Origin of the sequence: Burkholderia anthina (assembly GCF_902498995.1) — a bacterium.
Taxonomy (GTDB): Bacteria; Pseudomonadota; Gammaproteobacteria; order Burkholderiales; family Burkholderiaceae; genus Burkholderia; species Burkholderia anthina.
The window spans coordinates 79,791-97,010 of sequence record NZ_CABVLY010000008.1 but is presented as its reverse complement, the minus strand read 5'-3'; the positions used below and the strand labels follow the sequence as shown (position 1 = coordinate 97,010).

12 protein-coding genes are annotated in these 17,220 nt (G+C 68.8%); 8 read left to right on the top strand and 4 right to left on the bottom strand.

From position 1 onward, the window contains the following. Nucleotides 1–4 precede the first annotated feature (4 nt). Complete coding sequence (locus tag BME24068_RS12770; protein ID WP_174926281.1) at nucleotides 5–604, bottom strand: LysE family translocator; 600 nt, start codon at nucleotides 602–604, stop codon at nucleotides 5–7. Nucleotides 605–700: 96 nt separating this feature from the next. On the opposite strand from BME24068_RS12770, the gene BME24068_RS12765 reads away from it, so the two are divergent. Next, on the top strand, nucleotides 701–1,576 hold the full coding sequence (locus BME24068_RS12765; protein WP_174926280.1) for a LysR substrate-binding domain-containing protein: 876 nt from the start codon (nucleotides 701–703) through the stop codon (nucleotides 1,574–1,576). Between the two features lie 15 nt (nucleotides 1,577–1,591). Here BME24068_RS12765 and BME24068_RS12760 read toward each other — a convergent pair whose 3' ends face one another. Beyond that, nucleotides 1,592–3,310, bottom strand: a complete 1,719-nt coding sequence (locus BME24068_RS12760; protein WP_174926279.1) for a SulP family inorganic anion transporter — start codon at nucleotides 3,308–3,310, stop codon at nucleotides 1,592–1,594. 313 nt (nucleotides 3,311–3,623) lie between these two features. Here BME24068_RS12760 and BME24068_RS12755 point away from each other — a divergent pair, with 313 nt between their 5' ends. Continuing rightward, nucleotides 3,624–4,859, top strand: a complete 1,236-nt coding sequence (locus BME24068_RS12755; protein ID WP_174926278.1) for a mechanosensitive ion channel family protein — start codon at nucleotides 3,624–3,626, stop codon at nucleotides 4,857–4,859. Between the two features lie 52 nt (nucleotides 4,860–4,911). On the opposite strand, the gene BME24068_RS12750 is transcribed toward BME24068_RS12755, so the two are convergent. Continuing rightward, nucleotides 4,912–6,333, bottom strand: a complete 1,422-nt coding sequence (locus BME24068_RS12750; protein WP_174926277.1) for an aminotransferase-like domain-containing protein — start codon at nucleotides 6,331–6,333, stop codon at nucleotides 4,912–4,914. A gap of 152 nt (nucleotides 6,334–6,485) precedes the next feature. On the opposite strand from BME24068_RS12750, the gene BME24068_RS12745 reads away from it, so the two are divergent. Then, nucleotides 6,486–8,810 (top strand): FdhF/YdeP family oxidoreductase, encoded by a 2,325-nt coding sequence (locus BME24068_RS12745; RefSeq protein ID WP_174926276.1) that lies wholly within the window; start codon nucleotides 6,486–6,488, stop codon nucleotides 8,808–8,810. A gap of 12 nt (nucleotides 8,811–8,822) precedes the next feature. Continuing rightward, a complete protein-coding gene (locus BME24068_RS12740; protein WP_096499837.1) occupies nucleotides 8,823–9,743 on the top strand; it encodes a bestrophin family protein in 921 nt (306 codons plus the stop codon). A 31-nt stretch (nucleotides 9,744–9,774) separates the two neighbouring features. Here BME24068_RS12740 and BME24068_RS12735 read toward each other — a convergent pair whose 3' ends face one another. Continuing rightward, a complete protein-coding gene (locus BME24068_RS12735) occupies nucleotides 9,775–11,805 on the bottom strand; it encodes an FUSC family protein (RefSeq protein WP_174926275.1) in 2,031 nt (676 codons plus the stop codon). A gap of 147 nt (nucleotides 11,806–11,952) precedes the next feature. Here BME24068_RS12735 and BME24068_RS12730 point away from each other — a divergent pair, with 147 nt between their 5' ends. The 4 genes from BME24068_RS12730 to BME24068_RS12715 all read left to right on the top strand — a co-directional run bounded on the left by BME24068_RS12730 (nucleotide 11,953) and on the right by BME24068_RS12715 (nucleotide 17,183). Then, nucleotides 11,953–12,855 carry a LysR family transcriptional regulator gene (locus tag BME24068_RS12730; protein ID WP_096499841.1) on the top strand — a complete coding sequence of 301 codons (903 nt, stop codon included), beginning with the start codon at nucleotides 11,953–11,955 and terminating at the stop codon, nucleotides 12,853–12,855. A gap of 413 nt (nucleotides 12,856–13,268) precedes the next feature. After that, on the top strand, nucleotides 13,269–14,828 hold the full coding sequence (locus BME24068_RS12725; RefSeq protein ID WP_096499843.1) for a DHA2 family efflux MFS transporter permease subunit: 1,560 nt from the start codon (nucleotides 13,269–13,271) through the stop codon (nucleotides 14,826–14,828). A gap of 296 nt (nucleotides 14,829–15,124) precedes the next feature. After that, nucleotides 15,125–15,457, top strand: coding sequence for a sugar ABC transporter ATPase (locus BME24068_RS12720; protein ID WP_096499845.1), 333 nt, complete (start codon nucleotides 15,125–15,127; stop codon nucleotides 15,455–15,457). Nucleotides 15,458–15,593: 136 nt separating this feature from the next. Beyond that, the gene (locus BME24068_RS12715; protein WP_174926274.1) at nucleotides 15,594–17,183 is read left to right on the top strand and encodes an ABC transporter substrate-binding protein; all 1,590 of its coding nucleotides are present in this window, start codon (nucleotides 15,594–15,596) and stop codon (nucleotides 17,181–17,183) included. Nucleotides 17,184–17,220 lie beyond the last annotated feature (37 nt).

Sequence of the window (17,220 nt, the reverse complement as noted above, 5' to 3'; positions counted from 1 at the left end):
CCCGCTACGGCAGCCACATCGGCACGATCGACGCCGCGAGCAACAGCCCCAGCCCGGCATTCACGCAACGCCACTGCCGCTCGGTGCGCAGCACGCGTGCGAACAGCAACCCGGCGCAACACCAGAGCGACAGCGACGCCATCGCGGCCACGCCGAACGCGACGCCGAGCAATGCGCCGAGCGTCACCGGGCCGGATGCAAGCGCGGCGAACGACGCGGCCGCGCCGAGCGTCATCGCCCAGCCTTTCGGGTTGTGCCACAGCATCCACACGCCGCTGACGAATCGCTGCGGCCGCTGCACGGCGGTGTCGAAGCCGGGCTTGCCGCCGCGCCCGATGCGCACGGCCAGCCACAGCAGATACAACGAGCCGAGCACCTTCATCGCGAGCTGCAGCGCGGGCAGCGCCAGCAATATGCTGCCGAGCCCGGCCGCCGCCGCGGCCGCCATCGACGCAAGGCCGACCGCGATGCCCGCCATCATCGGCAACGAACGCCGGTAACCGAAATGCGCGCCCGACGCGGTCGCAAGCGTCGTCGCGCCGCCGGGCGTCCCGGTGGATACGATCACGAAAAGCATCAGCGGCAGGTAGTCGCGAAGCAGCACGAGGGCTCCCGGTCATCGTCGTCGAAACCCCGTTTTTACCCGCGCCCGAAGCATTACGATAGCGAAAGCTTTTTATGCCTGTCATTAGCATCCATAATGCGACGCATGGTACGCAACCTCGACATCGCCCTGCTTCGCGCCTTCGTCACCGTCGCCGATCACGGCAGCATGACGGCGGCGAGCCACGCGCTGCACCTGACGCAAGGCGCGGTCAGCCAGCAGGTCGCGCGGCTCGAAACGCTGTCCGGCCCGCTGTTCGTGCGCGAGCATCGCAACCTGCTGCTCACGGCGGATGGCGAGCGGCTGCTCGGGCAGGCGCGCCGGCTGCTCGCCGCGCACGATGCGCTGCTGGCCGACATGACGGCCGGCGCGATGGAAGGATCGGTGCGCGTCGGCGCACCGCAGGATCTCGTCGGCAGCTGCCTCGCGCCGATTCTGAAAGGCTATGCGCAAGCGCATCCGCAAGTCGCGCTGTCGCTCGTGTGCGCGGCGTCGCCGGAACTGCGCCGCGCGCTCAGGCAGGGCGAGATCGACGTCGCGCTGATCGAGGCGCCGGTCGGGCAACCGGGCGGCGAATGTGTCGCCGTCGATCGTCTGGTGTGGGTCGGTGCGAAAGGCGGCGCCGCGTATCGGCGCACGCCGCTGCCGGTGTCGATGGTCGCGCAAACCTGCGCGTTCCGCCCGACCGTGCTCGACACGCTGCGGGAATGCGATCGCGCATGGCGCACGCTGTTCGAGAACGGCAGCCTCGACGCGACGGCCGCAACCGTGCGCGCCGATCTCGCGGTGACCGTCTGGCTCGCATCCACCGTACCGGCCGATCTCGACATCCTGCCGGCCGACAGCGGCCTGCCCGCGCTGCCGAACTTCGCGATCAACCTCCATCTGCCGCGCGGCCAGCACACGCCGGCCGCCGCCGAGCTGGCCCGGCACCTGCGCAACGGCTTCACGCGCCTGCGCGCAGCCGCCTAGGCTCCGCACTGCGCGCTACACCACGCCCGGCTCCTGCGGCGTCGCCGCCACGCCCGCGGCCTCCAGCGCCTGGTGCAGCGTCGGGAAAATGCACGACGCCCCGACGATCTCCGTGATCCGGTGACGCTCCATGTCCGCTTGCAGGTAGCGGTTCACGCGCCCGAACAGCACGCCGATCCGGCGCGCATGCAGCGCCTTGACGAGATCGGTCACCGTGCGCGCGGCCGAGTAGTCGAGATCGGTGATCGCCCCCGCATCGACGATGAACCAGCGCAGCGGCGCGGGCGCCGCGTCGACGAGCGCGGTCACTTCGGCGGCGAACCGATGGTCGTTCGCGAAGAACAGGTCGGAGCCGAACCGGTAGACGATCAGCCCGGGCGCCGTCATCGCGCCGGGCCGCGACGGCACCGGCTGCCAGCGCCCGTTGCCTTCCACGGCCTCGAGCACCATCGTATGCGGCTGGTAGCTGTGCCGTACGTGCCGCATCAGCGACAACGCGACGGCCAGCAGGATGCCGTGCTCGACGCCGACCGTCACGACGGCCACGGCGGTGATGAGCGCGAGCGTAAATTCGCCGGGGCTTTCCTTGCGGATCGCCGCGAGGCTGCGCACGTTGATCAGCCCGAGCGCGATCGTGAACACGATGCCGGCCAGCACCGCATGCGGCAGGTACTGCAGATACGCGCTCAGGAACAGCAGCACGACCGCGACGACCGCGGCGAACGTCAGGTGCCCGATCTGGCTGCGCACGCCCGCGCCGTCGGCCATCGCGGTCTGCGTCGGACTGCCGTTCACGACGAACGCGCCGCCCACCGCCGCCGCCGCGTTCGCGGCCGCGAGCCCGAGGATGTCGGCGTTGGTGTCGACGTCCTCGCCATACTCTTGCGCAAACACGCGCGCCGCCGCCGCGCTCTGCGCGACGATCATCACGAAGCACGACGCGGCAACCGGCACGAGATCGAGGAACTGCTGCCACGTGACGGACGGCCAGCGCAGCGGCGGCAAACCGCCCGCGACCGGCCCGAGCACCTCGATGCCGCGCGCGGAAAAGCCGAATGCATAGCTCGCGGCGATGCTGCCCGCAACCGCGATCATCGGCATCGGCACGCGCGGCAGGCACCGCTTGCACGCGAGAATCGCGACGACGACGAGCACGGCCAGCGCGAGCGTCGGCCGATGCGCATGCGCCGCATGCGTGATCACGTAGTCGAGCTGGGCGACGCTGCGCGACGCCGGATACGGCACGGCCAGGCCGAGCATGTCGCCGAGCATCGCGATCGACACCTGCACGCCGACGCCCGCGAGAAAACCGACCAGCACCGTACGCGACAGGAAATCGGCGAGAAAGCCGAGCTTGAAGATACGCGCGAGCAGCAGCATCGCGGCCGTCAGCAGCGCGACCATGCCGGCCAGCGCCACATAGTCGGCGCTGCCGGCGGGCGCCATCGACGACAGGCGGCTCGCGAAGATCGTCGCGGTCGCGGAGTCGGCGGCAACCACCAGATGGCGCGATGCGCCGAAGCACGCGAACGCGATGAGCGGCAGGAACACCGTATAGAGGCCCGTCACGGCCGGCATGCCGGCGATGCGCGCATAGCCGAGCACCTGCGGAATATCCATCGACGCGAGCGACATGCCCGCGAAGACGTCGCGGATCGCCGTCGCACGGTGGACCGGAAGAATGCCCTTCAGCAGCCGCAGCCCAGGCGGCCGGCTTTCGTTGGAATCTTGCATGCGTGAAATGCGTGAAATACGAGGATTGTGTGGGTTGCGTGAGCGCCGTGAACGACGTGAAAACGCGGTTCGCGAAGTCGTTCGCGCATCGTGCCCCGAGCGGGCATCCCGTGGCAAGTACACAGTATGTTGCGCGGCGCGCGCCCGAAAGATGCCCGCGCAACGGTGAGGATCTTCGGGAGCCGTGCGGCGCATTCGCGGCACGCGTCCGGAACCCGATGGCACAATCACGGTCCCTTTCATGTGCCCTTCACCGGGCACACGCCGCGTCGCGGCGCCGATTCAATGCACGAGAAGGACCCAAGCTGCCCCTATGACCCTGAACGAACCCTGGTTTGCGCCGCTCGTCGGCGCCCTCACCCTCATCGCCGCCGCCGGCGTGATCACCGCCGCCGTTCATTTCCTGCTGTTTCGCGTGGTCGCGCGCATCGCACGGCTGTCGGCCACCCGCATCGACGACGCGCTGTTCCAGTTCGGCGCGTTCAAGTGGCTGAACCGCATCGTCCCGTTCGTCGTGATCAAGCTCGGGCTCGGCGCCGTGCCCGGCATCCCGGCCACGGCCGTGCAGGCCGCCGACAAGGTGCTGTTCGCGCTGATCGCGTTCCTCGTGTCGATGACGATCAGTGCGACGCTGTCCGCGCTCGAACACGCGCATCGCACGAGCCAGCGCGACCAGCCTCGGCTGTCGCTGAAAGGCGCGATGCAGCTCGTCAAGCTCGTGATGTTCATCACGGCCGCGCTCGTCGTGATCGGCGACGCGACCGGCAAGCAGATCGGCCTGCTGCTGTCGGGCATCGGCGCGATGTCGGCCGTGCTGATGCTGATCTTCAAGGACACGCTGCTCGGCCTCGTCGCGGGCGTGCAGCTGTCGTCGAACGACATGCTGCGGATCGGCGACTGGATCACGATGCCGTCGGCGGGCGCGGACGGCACCGTCATCGACATCACGCTGAACACCGTCAAGGTCGCGAACTTCGATCACACGATCATCACGGTGCCGACGTGGAAGCTGATCACCGAGAGCTACCAGAACTGGCGCGGGATGACCGAAGCCGGCGGACGCCGCATCAAGCGCGCGCTGTTCGTCGACGCGACGAGCGTGCGCTTTCTCGACAACGACGAGATCGAGCGGCTCGAACGCCTGACGCTGCTGAAGGACTATCTGGAAGACAAGGTCGACGCGATCTCGCAATGGAACGGCACGCTCGGCGCGGCCGGCGAATGCCCGGCGAATCGCCGCCAGTTGACGAATCTCGGCACGTTCCGCGCGTATGTCGCGAACTACCTGAAGGGGCATCCGCGAATCCGTCGCGACATGACGTGCATGGCGCGGCAACTGCCGCTGACGGCCGAAGGCATTCCGCTCGAACTGTACTGCTTCACCGACACGACGACATGGGTCGACTACGAGGCGATCCAGTCCGACCTGTTCGATCACCTGATCGCGGTGCTGCCGGAATTCGGGCTGCGCGTGTACCAGCACCCGTCGGGCTTCGACATGCGCAGCATGGCCGGCGCCGCGCAGCGCGAACTGCAGCGCGCAGCGTGATGCGTGCCGGCGGCGGCCTGCAGCGGGCCGCCGCCGGCCACCGTCGCGCCGCTCACCGCCCCGCGCACTCCGACGCGAGCCGCCCGAGCACCTTCAACGCATCCTCGATCTGCCGCGACCACGGATAGCTGTAGTTGAGGCGGATGAAATGCCGGTAATCGTTCGTCGCGGAGAACATGTGGCCGGGCCCGACCGTGATCCGCTGCGCGAGCGCGAGCGCATACAGCTTCATCGCGTCGACCTGCGGCGGCAGCTCGACCCACAGCACGTAGCCGCCCTGCGGCTGCGACAGCCGCGTGCCTTCCGGGAAGAAACGCCGCACCATCGCGCTCATCAGGCTCGCCTGCTGCGCATACTGCTTGCGCATCCGGCGCAGGTGGAAATCGTAGCCGTCGTATTTCAGGTATTCGGCGATCGCGAGCTGCTCGATCGCCGGCGTCGCGAGCGTGTTCAGGAATTTCAGCTTCTCGACCTGGTCGCGATAGCGCCCGGGCATCGCCCAGCCGATCCGGTAGCGCGGCGACAGGCTCTTCGTGAACGACGCGCAATGCAGCACGAGCCCGTCGCGGTCGTACGACTTCAGCGCGCTCGGCGTCGTGTCGCCGAAATGCAGCTCGTGATAGACGTCGCTCTCGATCGCGGGCACGCCGTGCTTCGCGAGCAGCTCGACGAGCGCGCGCTTGCGTTCGTCGGGCATCTGGAAGCCGAGCGGGTTCTGGAAATTGGGCATCACCATGCACGCGGCGATGCGCTCGCGCTCGAGAATCCGTTCGAGCGCGTCGAGATCGATGCCGTCGCCCGGGTGCGTCGCCACTTCCAGCGCGCGCATGCCCATCCGCTCGATCGCGTGCAGCATCGCATAGAACGTCGGCGACTCGACGGCGATCGTGTCGCCCGGCTTCGCGACGGCCTGCAGGCACAGGTTGATCGCTTCGGTCGCGCCGATCGTCATCACGATCTCGCCCGGCTCGATCGCGATCCCGCGCTCCGCATAGCGTCGCGCGATCTGGCGGATCAGTTCCTGGTTTCCCGGCGGCAGGTCGTCGATCACGCCCCAGCGCGTGCGGCGGCGCCCGATCGCCTGCGCGTAGCGCGCGAGACGCTGCACCGGGAACTGCGACGCATCGGGATACGGCGAGCCGAGCGGCACCGCGTCGTCGCGCGCGATCGAGCGCAGCGTCGACAGCACGAGCCGGCTCACGTCCACCGCCGACGGCTCCGCGGCCGGCGCGGACGTGTGCAGCTCGGCCTCGGCCGGCGCCGCGACGCGCGCCCGCACGAAATAGCCCGACTGCGGCCGGCTCTCGATCAGCCCGCGGCTCTCCAGCACGAGGTACGCACGCAGCACGGTCGTGACGCTGAGCTGCTGCTGCCGGCCCGCCTGCCGCACCGACGGAATCCGCTCGCCGGGCCGGTACACGCCGCGTTCGATCTGCGCCTGCAGCTCGTCGGCCAGTTGTTCGTAACGCTTCACGCGCCTCCCTTTCAACTTCCCTTCAACAACACAGTTGCGCTCCGCACTGCCTGAATCGTCGCAACTGTACTCTTTTTTGAAGCGAAGAGGTGTACACACAGCGGCCGCAGCGCCGCGCGTACTCTCCATGCATCGACCCTGACACATGCATCATGAAAAAGAAATCCGCCGCCGCGCGCATCGAACCGTATCACCACCCGGCTGCCGGCTGGGGCGCGCTGAAAGCCGTCGCGATCAACCTGATCAAGGAAAAGGTCACCGGCGGCAACTACCGCACGCTGCTGCGCCAGAACCAGCCCGACGGCTTCGACTGCCCGGGCTGCGCATGGCCCGACCGCCAGCACGCGTCGACGTTCGAATTCTGCGAGAACGGCGTGAAGGCCGTGGCCGCCGAGGCGACGAGCAAGCGCGTGACGCCCGAATTCTTTGCCGCGCACACGGTCACCGAGCTGCTCGAACAGACGGATTTCGAGCTTGAACAGCATGGCCGCCTGACCGACCCGATGGTGTACGACGCACAGACCGACCGCTACGTGCCGATCGCATGGGACGACGCGTTCGAGCTGATCGCGCGCCACCTGCGCGCGCTGCCGGACCCGAACCAGGCCGCGTTCTACACGTCCGGCCGCGCGAGCAACGAAGCCGCGTTCCTGTACCAGCTGCTGGTGCGCCTGTACGGCACGAACAACTTCCCCGACTGCTCGAACATGTGCCACGAGGCGACGAGCCGCGGGCTGCCGGCATCGGTCGGCGTCGGCAAGGGCACCGTCACGCTCGACGATTTCGAGCACGCGGACACGCTGCTGATCTTCGGCCAGAACCCGGCGACCAACCATCCGCGGATGATGGGCGAACTGCGCGAATGCGCGAAACGCGGCGCGACGATCGTGTCGATCAACCCGCTGAAGGAACGCGGGCTGGAGCGCTTCGCCGATCCGCAAAGCCCGCTCGAAATGCTGACGATGTCCGGCACGCAGATCGCGTCGAGGTTCGTCCAGCCGACGATCGGCGGCGATTTCGCGCTGATCAAGGGGATGGCCAAGCGCGTGCTCGAACTCGACGATGCCGCGCGCGCCGCCGGTGCGCCGCGCGTGCTCGACACCGCGTTCATCGGCGAGCACACGGCCGGCTTCGACGCATTCGCCGACGATCTGCGCAACGAAAGCTGGTCCGCGCTGACCGCCGAAAGCGGCGTGCCGTACGAGCAGATCGACGGCCTCGCGCAGCTCTATGCGCGCAGCGAGCGCGTGATCGCGACGTGGGGCATGGGCATCACGCAGCACAAGCATTCGGTCGCGACCGTGCAGATGCTGACCAACCTGATGCTGATGCGCGGCAACATCGGCCGCCCCGGTGCCGGCCTGTGCCCGGTGCGCGGCCACTCGAACGTGCAGGGCAACCGCACGGTCGGCATCGAGGAAAAGCCGTCGCAGGCGTTCCTCGACCGGCTCGGCCAGGTGTTCGACTTCGAACCGCCCCGCCACCACGGCTACGACGTCGTCGAGACGATCGAAGGAATGCTCGACGGCCACGTGAAGGTGCTGATCGGCCTCGGCGGCAACTTCGCGATGGCGACGCCGGACACGCCGCGCACGTGGGAAGGCATGCGCCGCTGCGATCTTTCGGTGCACATCACGACGAAGCTGAACCGCAGCCACCTGATCCACGGCCACGACGCGCTGATCCTGCCGACGCTCGGCCGCACCGAGATCGACCTGCAGGACAACGTGCCGCAAGGCGTGACGGTCGAGGACTCGATGAGCATGGTCCACGTGTCGTACGGGATGAACAAGCCCGCTTCCGCGAACCTGATGTCGGAACCGGCGATCGTCGCGCACATGGGCCACGCGCTGTTCGGCAGCGGCAAGATCGACTGGCTTGCGTACAAGGACGACTACGCGAAGATCCGCGACGCGATCGAGGCGACCTTCGACGGCTTCTACGACTACAACACGCGCATCGCGCGGCCCGGCGGCTTCCACCTGCGCGTCGCGTCGCGCGACCGCGAATGGCTGACGCCGACGGGCAAGGCGAACTACATCGCACATGCGCTGCCGACCGACACGCCGATCCAGCGCGCCCGCGCGCTGCACGGCGAGCGTCTGATGACGCTGATGACGACGCGCTCGCACGACCAGTACAACACGACCGTCTACGGGCTCGACGACCGCTATCGCGGCGTGTACGGCCAGCGCCGCGTGGTGTTCGTCAACCGCGACGATCTCGCGATGCTCGGCCTGAAGGCCGGCGAATGGGTCGACATGGAAACCGTGTGGCACGACGGCATCGAACGGCGCGCGGACGGCTTCCTGCTCGTCGAATACGACATCCCGCGCGGCTGCATCGGCGCGTACTACCCGGAAACCAATCCGCTGGTGCCGCTCGACAGCGTCGGCGACGTGTGCAACACGCCGACGTCGAAGTCGGTGCCCGTGCTGCTGCATCGCGCGGCCGCGCCGGTGTCGGCCGCCGCGTGACGGAGCGCCGCGATGATCGTTCGGCCTCGCGAGCACTGGCTGCGCATGCTGCTCGTCTGGAACGGTTCGGTGCTGCCGACCATCCTGCCGCAGCTCGTGCTGACGCTCGCGATCAGTCTCGTCGCGGTCTGGGGCGGCGGCCGCGTGCTCGGCGAGAAGGTGCCGCTGAACCCGACGCCGTTCACGCTGATCGGCCTCACGCTCGCGATCTTCGCGGGGTTTCGCAACAACGCGAGCTACGAACGCTACCGCGAGGGGCGGCAACTGTGGGGCGGCGTGCTGACCGCTTCGCGCACGCTGGTGTCGCAGGCGCTCTGCTATGGCGCGGTCGATGACGACGACGCGTCGCGGCAGGCGTTCGTGCGCAAGGTCGTCGCGTTCGTCTATGCGCTGAAGCACCAGTTGCGCGGCACCGATCCGCTCAACGACCTGCGTGCGCTGCTCGACGGCGATACCTGCGCACGCATCGCCGCCGCGCGGTTCGCGCCGGTCGCGATCGTGCACGAACTGCGCGAGGCGTTCGCCGCGCGCGCCGACGCGGGCCGGCTCGCCGATACGCGGCTGTGGATGCTCGACGCGCGCCTCGAAGACCTCGTGTCGATGGTGAGCGGCTGCGAGCGCATCGCGTCGACGCCGATCCCGTTCTCGTACGACGTGCTGCTGCACCGGACCATCTACGCATACTGCGTGCTGCTGCCGTTCGGCCTCGTCGATTCGATCGGTGCGGCCACGCCGTTCGTCACCGTGTTCGTCGCGTATACGCTGATCGCGCTCGACGCCATTGCGCATGCGATCGCCGAGCCGTTCGGCGACGGCCCCAACCATCTCGCGCTCGACGCAATGACGCGAACGATCGAGCGCACGCTGCTCGAACTGAACCGCGAGCCGCTGCCGGCGGAAGTGACGCCGGGCCCGGCGTATCGGCTCACCTGACCGGGCCGGCGGCCCGCCCGAGCCGCGGTGTTCAGTCGTCGTGTCCGCGCAGAAAATGGCCGTGCGCGGCGGCGGCATCCGCGATCCGTCGCAGCAGCACGATGCCGCGCAGCAATGCGCGGCCGCCGTCGCTGTCGATATCGGCCACGCGTCGCTGCAGTACACGCGCCGCGGCGTCGCAGGTCCGTTCGAGCCGCGCGAAATCCGCCCGCGCGACACGGCCGCGCACCGCGGCCGCCGCACGGCGCACCGCCGGCTCCCGCGCCGCCAGTTCCGCGAGCGACAACAGGCTGTCGCCGATTCCCCAGGTCGCGAGCAGCTCGCGCATGTCGCGCTCGATCCGCGTCTGCGGCACGCTGCCCGCGAACCCGAGCTCGCGTCCGAGCCGGTCGGCGGTGCGGCTCAGCCACGCGCTTGCCGACCAGTTGCGCGGGTTGCGGGCGATATCGGTCAGATCGCGGCGCACCGCGCGATGCAGACGCCGCCGGCTCGTGCCCGGATCGCCGGGAAACACCAGTGCGAACACCAGCACGCCGAACGCGATGCCGAGCAGCGTCGAGAGTGCGCTGTTCAGGAACGCCGCATCGCCGATGCGGGCGGTATTGTCCGGCGACGTGAAATTCCAGAAGAAGATCGAGAACGCGCTGCCGAGCGCGGCCGTGCGCGGATGGCGCAGCGCGAGGCCCGTGCCGATCATGAACACGCCGATGATGTACGCGAGCATCTCGAAGCCCGACACCGCGGGCAGCAGGACGAAGTTGCAGACCACGCCCGCCACCGCCGCGCAGGCCGCGCCTTTCAGGAAGCCCATGGCGGCCCGGGCCGAATTCGGGCGGGTCGAGAACAGCGCGCCGACCACGGCCGTGATCGCGACGAAGCCGGCGCCCGACGGCCACGCGGTGACGATCCAGATCGCCGAGGCGGCCAGCACCGCGATGAATGCGCGCATGCCGTTGTGAACCGCGAGCACCCCGTCGCGATGAAACGCGTAGCGGACCCGTGACGGCGGCGGAACCGGCAGGTCGATCCGCGCCTTGCTCGCGTACGCACGGTCGAACCCCGCGAGCAGGGCATCGAGCCGGTCGAGCGTAAGCAGGCGCGAGGCGTCCGAGCCGGCCGGCTCGGCGGCCTCGGCGCGCAGTGCGTCGTCCACGCGCGCACGCAGCGCCGCCATGTCGGGCCCCGTTTCACCGGACGCGGCCACACCGTCGAGCACGCGCGCGGCATCGGCGACGAGCGGATCGGGCACGGCGCCGCTGCGCGCCGCGTGCGCGTCGAGCGCCTGCCCCGCCGCATGGGCCGCCAGCACGCCCAGCACCGCCGCGCGCAAGTGGCCGATCGCGTTGCGCACCGGCGGCGCGCCGGCGGCGGCGTATTCGGCCGCGGTGTCGAGGTCGAGCGCCTCGGCGAAGAGCCGGTGAACGGCCGCGCCGTTCGGCTCGCGACGCAACGCTTCCGCGCCGACGGCCACCGCACGCGCGAGATAGCGGGCGAGCCGCGCACGAACATCGCGCAGCGGCGACCCCGGCGCGAACACGGTTTCGAACGCCGCGCCGCACAGGATGCCGACCACCACGTACAGGAACCGCGCGGTCGCGATATCGAACGCGTGCTGCGGCGCGGACGCCGCATCCATCGAGATGATCGCGGCCGTGTAGCCGGCAAGCACCGCCGCGTACGCACGGAAATTCCGCAGAAACGTCGCGACGCCCGCGCACAGGCCGATCCATGCGGCCAGCGCCAGCAGGAACAGCTCGGGGGTCTGCGCGAACGCGCCCGTCAGCGCGAGCGCGACGGCCGCGCCGATCGCGGTGCCGAGAATCCGGTACTGGCTCTTCGACAGCCCCATTCCGCGACTGCCCTGCGCGACGATCCATACGGTCGACGCGGCCCATTTCGGGTCGTCGAGATTCATCCGGAACGCGATGTACAGCGCGAGCAGCGACGCGGCCGTGTTGCGCAGCGCGAAGCCGAGCGCGCCGGGCGGCAACGCAGGCCATGCGTCGCGCAACGCGGTGCGCACCGCCGCGAACGGCGGCAGGCTGGGGAGAGCGAATTTCATCCGGCGAGCATACGGTCGCGCGGCGGCGGCCACTACGGCCTGCACGGGATGCGTTATTGCAGCGGGCGGGATAATCGCGCGGTCGACATGAAACGATTCGGCCGGCGACGGTAAGATGCGCGCAAGCCGAACACGGAAACAACCTGTATGGACTTCGAGAGCATCCGGATATTCTTGCGCGTGGTGGAACGCGGCAGCTTTACCGCCGCGTCGGTGCAACTCGACCTGGCGCTGAGCCGCGTCAGCCGCAAGGTCAAGCAGTTGGAGGACGATCTCGGCGTGCAACTGCTGTACCGGACCACGCGCCGCGTGTCCGTCACCGAAGCCGGACGCGACTATTACGAGCGCTGCCTGCGCGCCGAGGAGATCCTGCTCGACGCGGACCGCCAGGCGCGCGCGCTGCGCACCGATCCCGAAGGGACGCTGCGCGTGCTGGTGCCCTACTCGATCGGCCTGTTCGAGCTGGAGCCGGCGCTCGCCGAGTTTCACCGGCGCTATTCGCGCGTCCAGCTCGTACTGATCTACGACAACAGCCCGCTCGACCTCGTCGAGCACGGTTTCGACGTCGCGCTGCGCGCGGGCACGCTGACCGATTCCGGCTACGTCGCGCGCTCGCTCGGCTGGTCGCACGCGAAGCTCGCCGCGAGCCCGGCCTATCTCGACCGTGCCGGGCGGCCGCAAACGCCGCAGGAGCTCGCGCAGCACGACATCCTGTACGTCGGCCGCGACGCGCCGGGCCTGACGCTGCGGCTCACCAACGCGGCCGGCGACGTCGCCGACGTACCGGTGCGGCCCGTGCTGATCTCGAACGAGTCGGTCACCGTGCTGCGCCAGGCCGCGAGCGGCGGCGGCATCGCGCTGATCTCCACGCACTACACCGCGCACCGGCTCGAAAAGAACGAACTCGAGATCGTACTGCCCGACTGGCACCGCACCGACGACGTCGAGCTGCATGCGCTCTATCCGCGCCGCGCGACGCTCGACAGCAAGGTGCGCGCGTTCGTCGAGTTCCTGACGGAAGTCTTCACCGGCTGGCGAAGCGCGCCGTAACCGCCATCGCACGACCGGCATTCGGCCCGTGCCGGCCGGATTGTTGCGGGCGACGAAAGGAATTAATGAGCGGGCAGGCGTTGATCGCCGTTCGCCGCATCGTTAGCCTGTGCCGATGAAAAACGACACCACACGCTACGGCAGCCACGTGCCCGCTGCCCGCCGACGCGTCACGCGCGTCGCGCCTTCCTGACCGGCGCTGGCCCGCCTGCCGGAGCCCGTCACGGCTTCGCGCCGCCGACTCGACACTTGAACTGAACCGCACGCTGCCGCACGACGGCGCCGCCTGAGCGCGCCGCCCGCGGGCAGCGTGCGTCCGTCCGCTTCGCGGTTCGTCCGCGCCGGCGTCGCGCGCTTGCGTGCGCGGCCGGGCAGCGCACCGCGCGGACCACCTTCCATCACGCAGGAACGCCATGTCCTCTCCGTCCAATCCCGGCCCGCTGACGGGCGGCCGGCTCGCGATCGGCACGATCGCGGTATCGCTCGCGATGTTCATGAACGTGCTCGACTCGTCGATCGCGAACGTCGCCATTCCGACGATTTCGGGCGACCTCGGCGTGTCGGTCGACGAAGGCACGTGGGTGATCACGATTTTCGCGGCCGCGAACGCGGTGTCGATTCCGTTGACGGGCTGGCTCACGCAGCGCTTCGGCCAGGTGCGCCTGTTCGTCACGTCGATCCTGCTGTTCGTGTTCGCGTCGTGGCTGTGCGGGATCGCGCCGAACCTGCCGACGCTGCTCGCCGCGCGGATCCTGCAGGGCGCGGTCGCCGGGCCGCTCGCGCCGCTGTCGCAGGCGCTGCTGCTCGGCGCATGGCCGCGACAGAAATCGGCGACGGCCCTCGCGCTGTGGTCGATGACGGCGCTCGTCGGCCCGATCGCGGGACCGTCGCTCGGCGGCTGGATCACGTACGACTACAACTGGTCGTGGATCTTCTACATCAACATTCCGGTCGGCTTCTTCGCGGCGGCGGTCACGTGGCTCGTGTTCCGCGATCGCGAATCGGCCACGCGCCGCATGCCGATCGACTCGGTCGGCCTCGTGCTGCTCGTGCTGTGGGTCGCGTCGCTGCAGATCATGCTCGACAAGGGCAAGGATCTCGACTGGTTCAATTCGCCCGTCGTCGTCGCGCTCGGCATCGTCGCGCTGGTCGGCTTCGCGTTCTTCCTCGTGTGGGAGCTCACCGCGGCCAATCCGATCGTCGACCTGCGGCTCTTCACGCAGCGCAATTTCGCGGGCGGCACGATCGCGATTTCGGTTGCATACGGGATGTTCTTCGGCACGCTCGTGCTGCTGCCGCAGTGGATGCAGGGCTATCTCGGCTATCGCGCGATCGACTCGGGGCTCGCCACCGCGCCGCTCGGGATCTTCGCGATCGTGCTGACGCCGGTGATGGGACGCATCCTGCCGCGCACCGATCCGCGCTACCTCGCGACGCTCGCGTTCATCGGCTTCGCCGTCGTCTTCATGATGCGCACGATGTTCTATTCGGATGTGTCGCACTGGGACCTCGTGCTGCCGACGCTGCTGCAGGGCATTCCGATGGCGATGTTCTTCGTGCCGCTCACCGCGATCATCCTGTCGGGGCTGCCGCCGGACAAGATCCCGGCCGCCGCCGGCCTGTCGAACTTCGGCCGCACGTTCTGCGGCGCGGTCGGCACGTCGCTGATCAGCAACGCGTGGAACGACCGGACGATCCTGCATCACGTCCGGCTCACCGAACAGGCGAGCCCCGGCAACCCGATCTTCGCGCAGCAGATCGACGCGGCCCGCTCGCTGCTGCACCTGAGCCCCGATGCGGCGCTCGCGTTCTTCAACGCGTCGGTCGATTCGCAGGCGGCGGTGATGGGGTTGAACGACATCTTCTACGTGTCGGCGATCATCTTCGTCGCGATCATTCCGCTGATCTGGATCACGAAGCCGTCGCGCGCGGGCGGTGGCGATACGGATGCGGCGGCAGCGGGCGCGCATTGAGCGCGCGCCGATCCCGCAGGAAAATCCGGTCAGCCACCGGACCGGCCCGTCACGCCGCCGGGCGTCGATTCGCCACCGCCCGAAGCGCCCGCTGCCGCCGCGCGACAGCGGGCGCTTGTTGTATCGAATCGTTTCAGCCAGGCGCTCGCGTCAAGTGCCGCGGGTATACTCCGACGTCAGCCGCCGCCCGCATCGGCCGTCAAAAACGGCACGATTCCGGCGGTTTCGTCGCGAAGCTCCGCGTTTCGCGTACCCCGCGCCCCCGCCTCGACACGAGACACACGACGATTCCGATCATGAAACGATTCCTGCTGCTCCTGCCCGCCGCCCTGCTCGCCGCCTGCGGTTCCGCGCCCTCGTCCAACTCGGCCGCATCCGGTTCGGCGCCGATGATCTACGTATCGTCGGCCCGTCCGGCCTACGCGATCGCCAACTGCCTCGACAGCCGCCTGTCGGGCACCGAGCAGTCGCAGCACAACGGCGTCACCGACATTACCGTCGGCTCGCGCTCGTATTTCGTCACGCTGACGCCGTCGGCCAACGGCTCGGTCGTCAAGGTCGTGCGCGGCTCCGGCAGCGAGCCGGCCGAGGAAGCGATGCGCTTCGCGATCGCGCGCTGCGTGATCTGAGCGCCGCCGGCGCCGGGCGCCCGCCCGGCCTGCCCGCGCCCCTTTGCGCGCCGTCGTGCGCGCGTTGTCGAATATTTTCATCCGGGCGGCCGTCGATGAGAGAATCGCACCACGATTCCTTTTCGATGGAGCCCGCATGAAGCATCTGCTGTCCCGGCTGTTCGTCAGCGCCGCGCTCGTCGCGCTTGCCCCGGCGCTGCCGGCGCAGGCCGCGACGCCGTCCGGCATTTTCGTCGTCGCCACCCAGCTCGGCGAATTCACGACCCTCGATCCGAGCGAAATCTACGAGCTCGTGCCGTCCGAGTACGTCGCGAACACCTACGAACGCCTCGTGCGGGTCGACCTGAAGGATCCGACGCGCTTCAACGGACAGATCGCGCAATCGTGGACAGTCGGCGCCGACGGCGTCACCTATACGTTCAAGCTGCGCCCCGGCGTCACGTTCCACTCCGGCAACCCGGTGACCGCCGACGACGTCGCATGGTCGCTGCAGCGCACCATCCTGCTCGACAAGGGCCCGGCCGGCGTGCTCGCCGATCTCGGTCTCACGAAGGCGAACGTGATGCAGAAGGTTCGCGCGGTCGATCCGCAGACCTTCGTGCTCGAAACCGACCGCAAATACGCGCCGAGCTTCGTGCTGAACGTGCTGAGCGCGTGCCCGGCGTCGGTCCTCGACAAGAAGCTGCTGATGTCGCACCAGCAGGGCAACGATTTCGGCAGCGGCTGGCTGAAGACCAACGATGCGGGCTCGGGCCCGTACCAGCTCGTCAAGTGGATGCCGAACGAGAGCATCGTGCTCCAGCGTTTCGACAAGTACCGCACGCCGTACCCGATGAAGCGCGTCGTGCTGCGCCACGTGCCCGAAGCGTCCGCGCAGCGGCTGCTGCTGGAGAACGGCGACGTGGACGCCGCGCGCAACCTGAGCCCGGACAGCCTCGCCGCGCTGACGAAGGCCGGCAAGATCAAGGTCGCGTCGTGGCCGGTCTCCGCGCTGCTGTACCTGAGCCTGAACACGAAGAACCCGAACCTCGCGAAGCCCGACGTGCAGCAGGCGATGAAGTGGCTCGTCGACTACGACGGCATCCAGCGCAACATCGTCGGCACGACCTACAAGGTGCACGAAACCTTCCTGCCCGAAGGCTTCCTCGGCACGCTGAATTCGAACCCGTACAAGCTCAACGTCGCGAAGGCGAAGGCGCTGCTCGCGAAGGCCGGCTTGCCGAACGGTTTCGACGTGACGATGGACATGCCGAACGACTATCCGTACATCGAGATCGCGCAGGCGCTGCAGGCCAACTTCGCGCAGGGCGGCATCCGCGTGAAGCTGATCCCGGGCGATGCGAAGCAGGCGATCGGCAAGTACCGCGCGCGCCAGCACGACATCTTCATCGGCGAATGGTCGCCCGACTACATGGACCCGAACAGCAATGCGCGCGGCTTCGCATGGAATCCGGACAATTCCGACCAGTCGACCACCAAGATGCTCGCGTGGCGCAACAGCTGGGACATCCCGCAACTGACGAAGGACACCGAGGCCGCGCTCGTCGAGCCGTCGCCCGCGAAGCGCGCGCAGCGCTATGAAGCGCTGCAGAAATCCGTGCTCGCGAACTCGCCGTTCATCATCATGTTCGAGAAGGTCGTGCAGGTCGCGACGCGCCCCGGCGCGACGGGGCCGGAGATCGGGCCGATCAACGACCTCGTGTCGTACCGGACGCTGGCCAAGTAACATCCGCTGCCCGCGCTGCCGGCCAACCCGGCGCGCG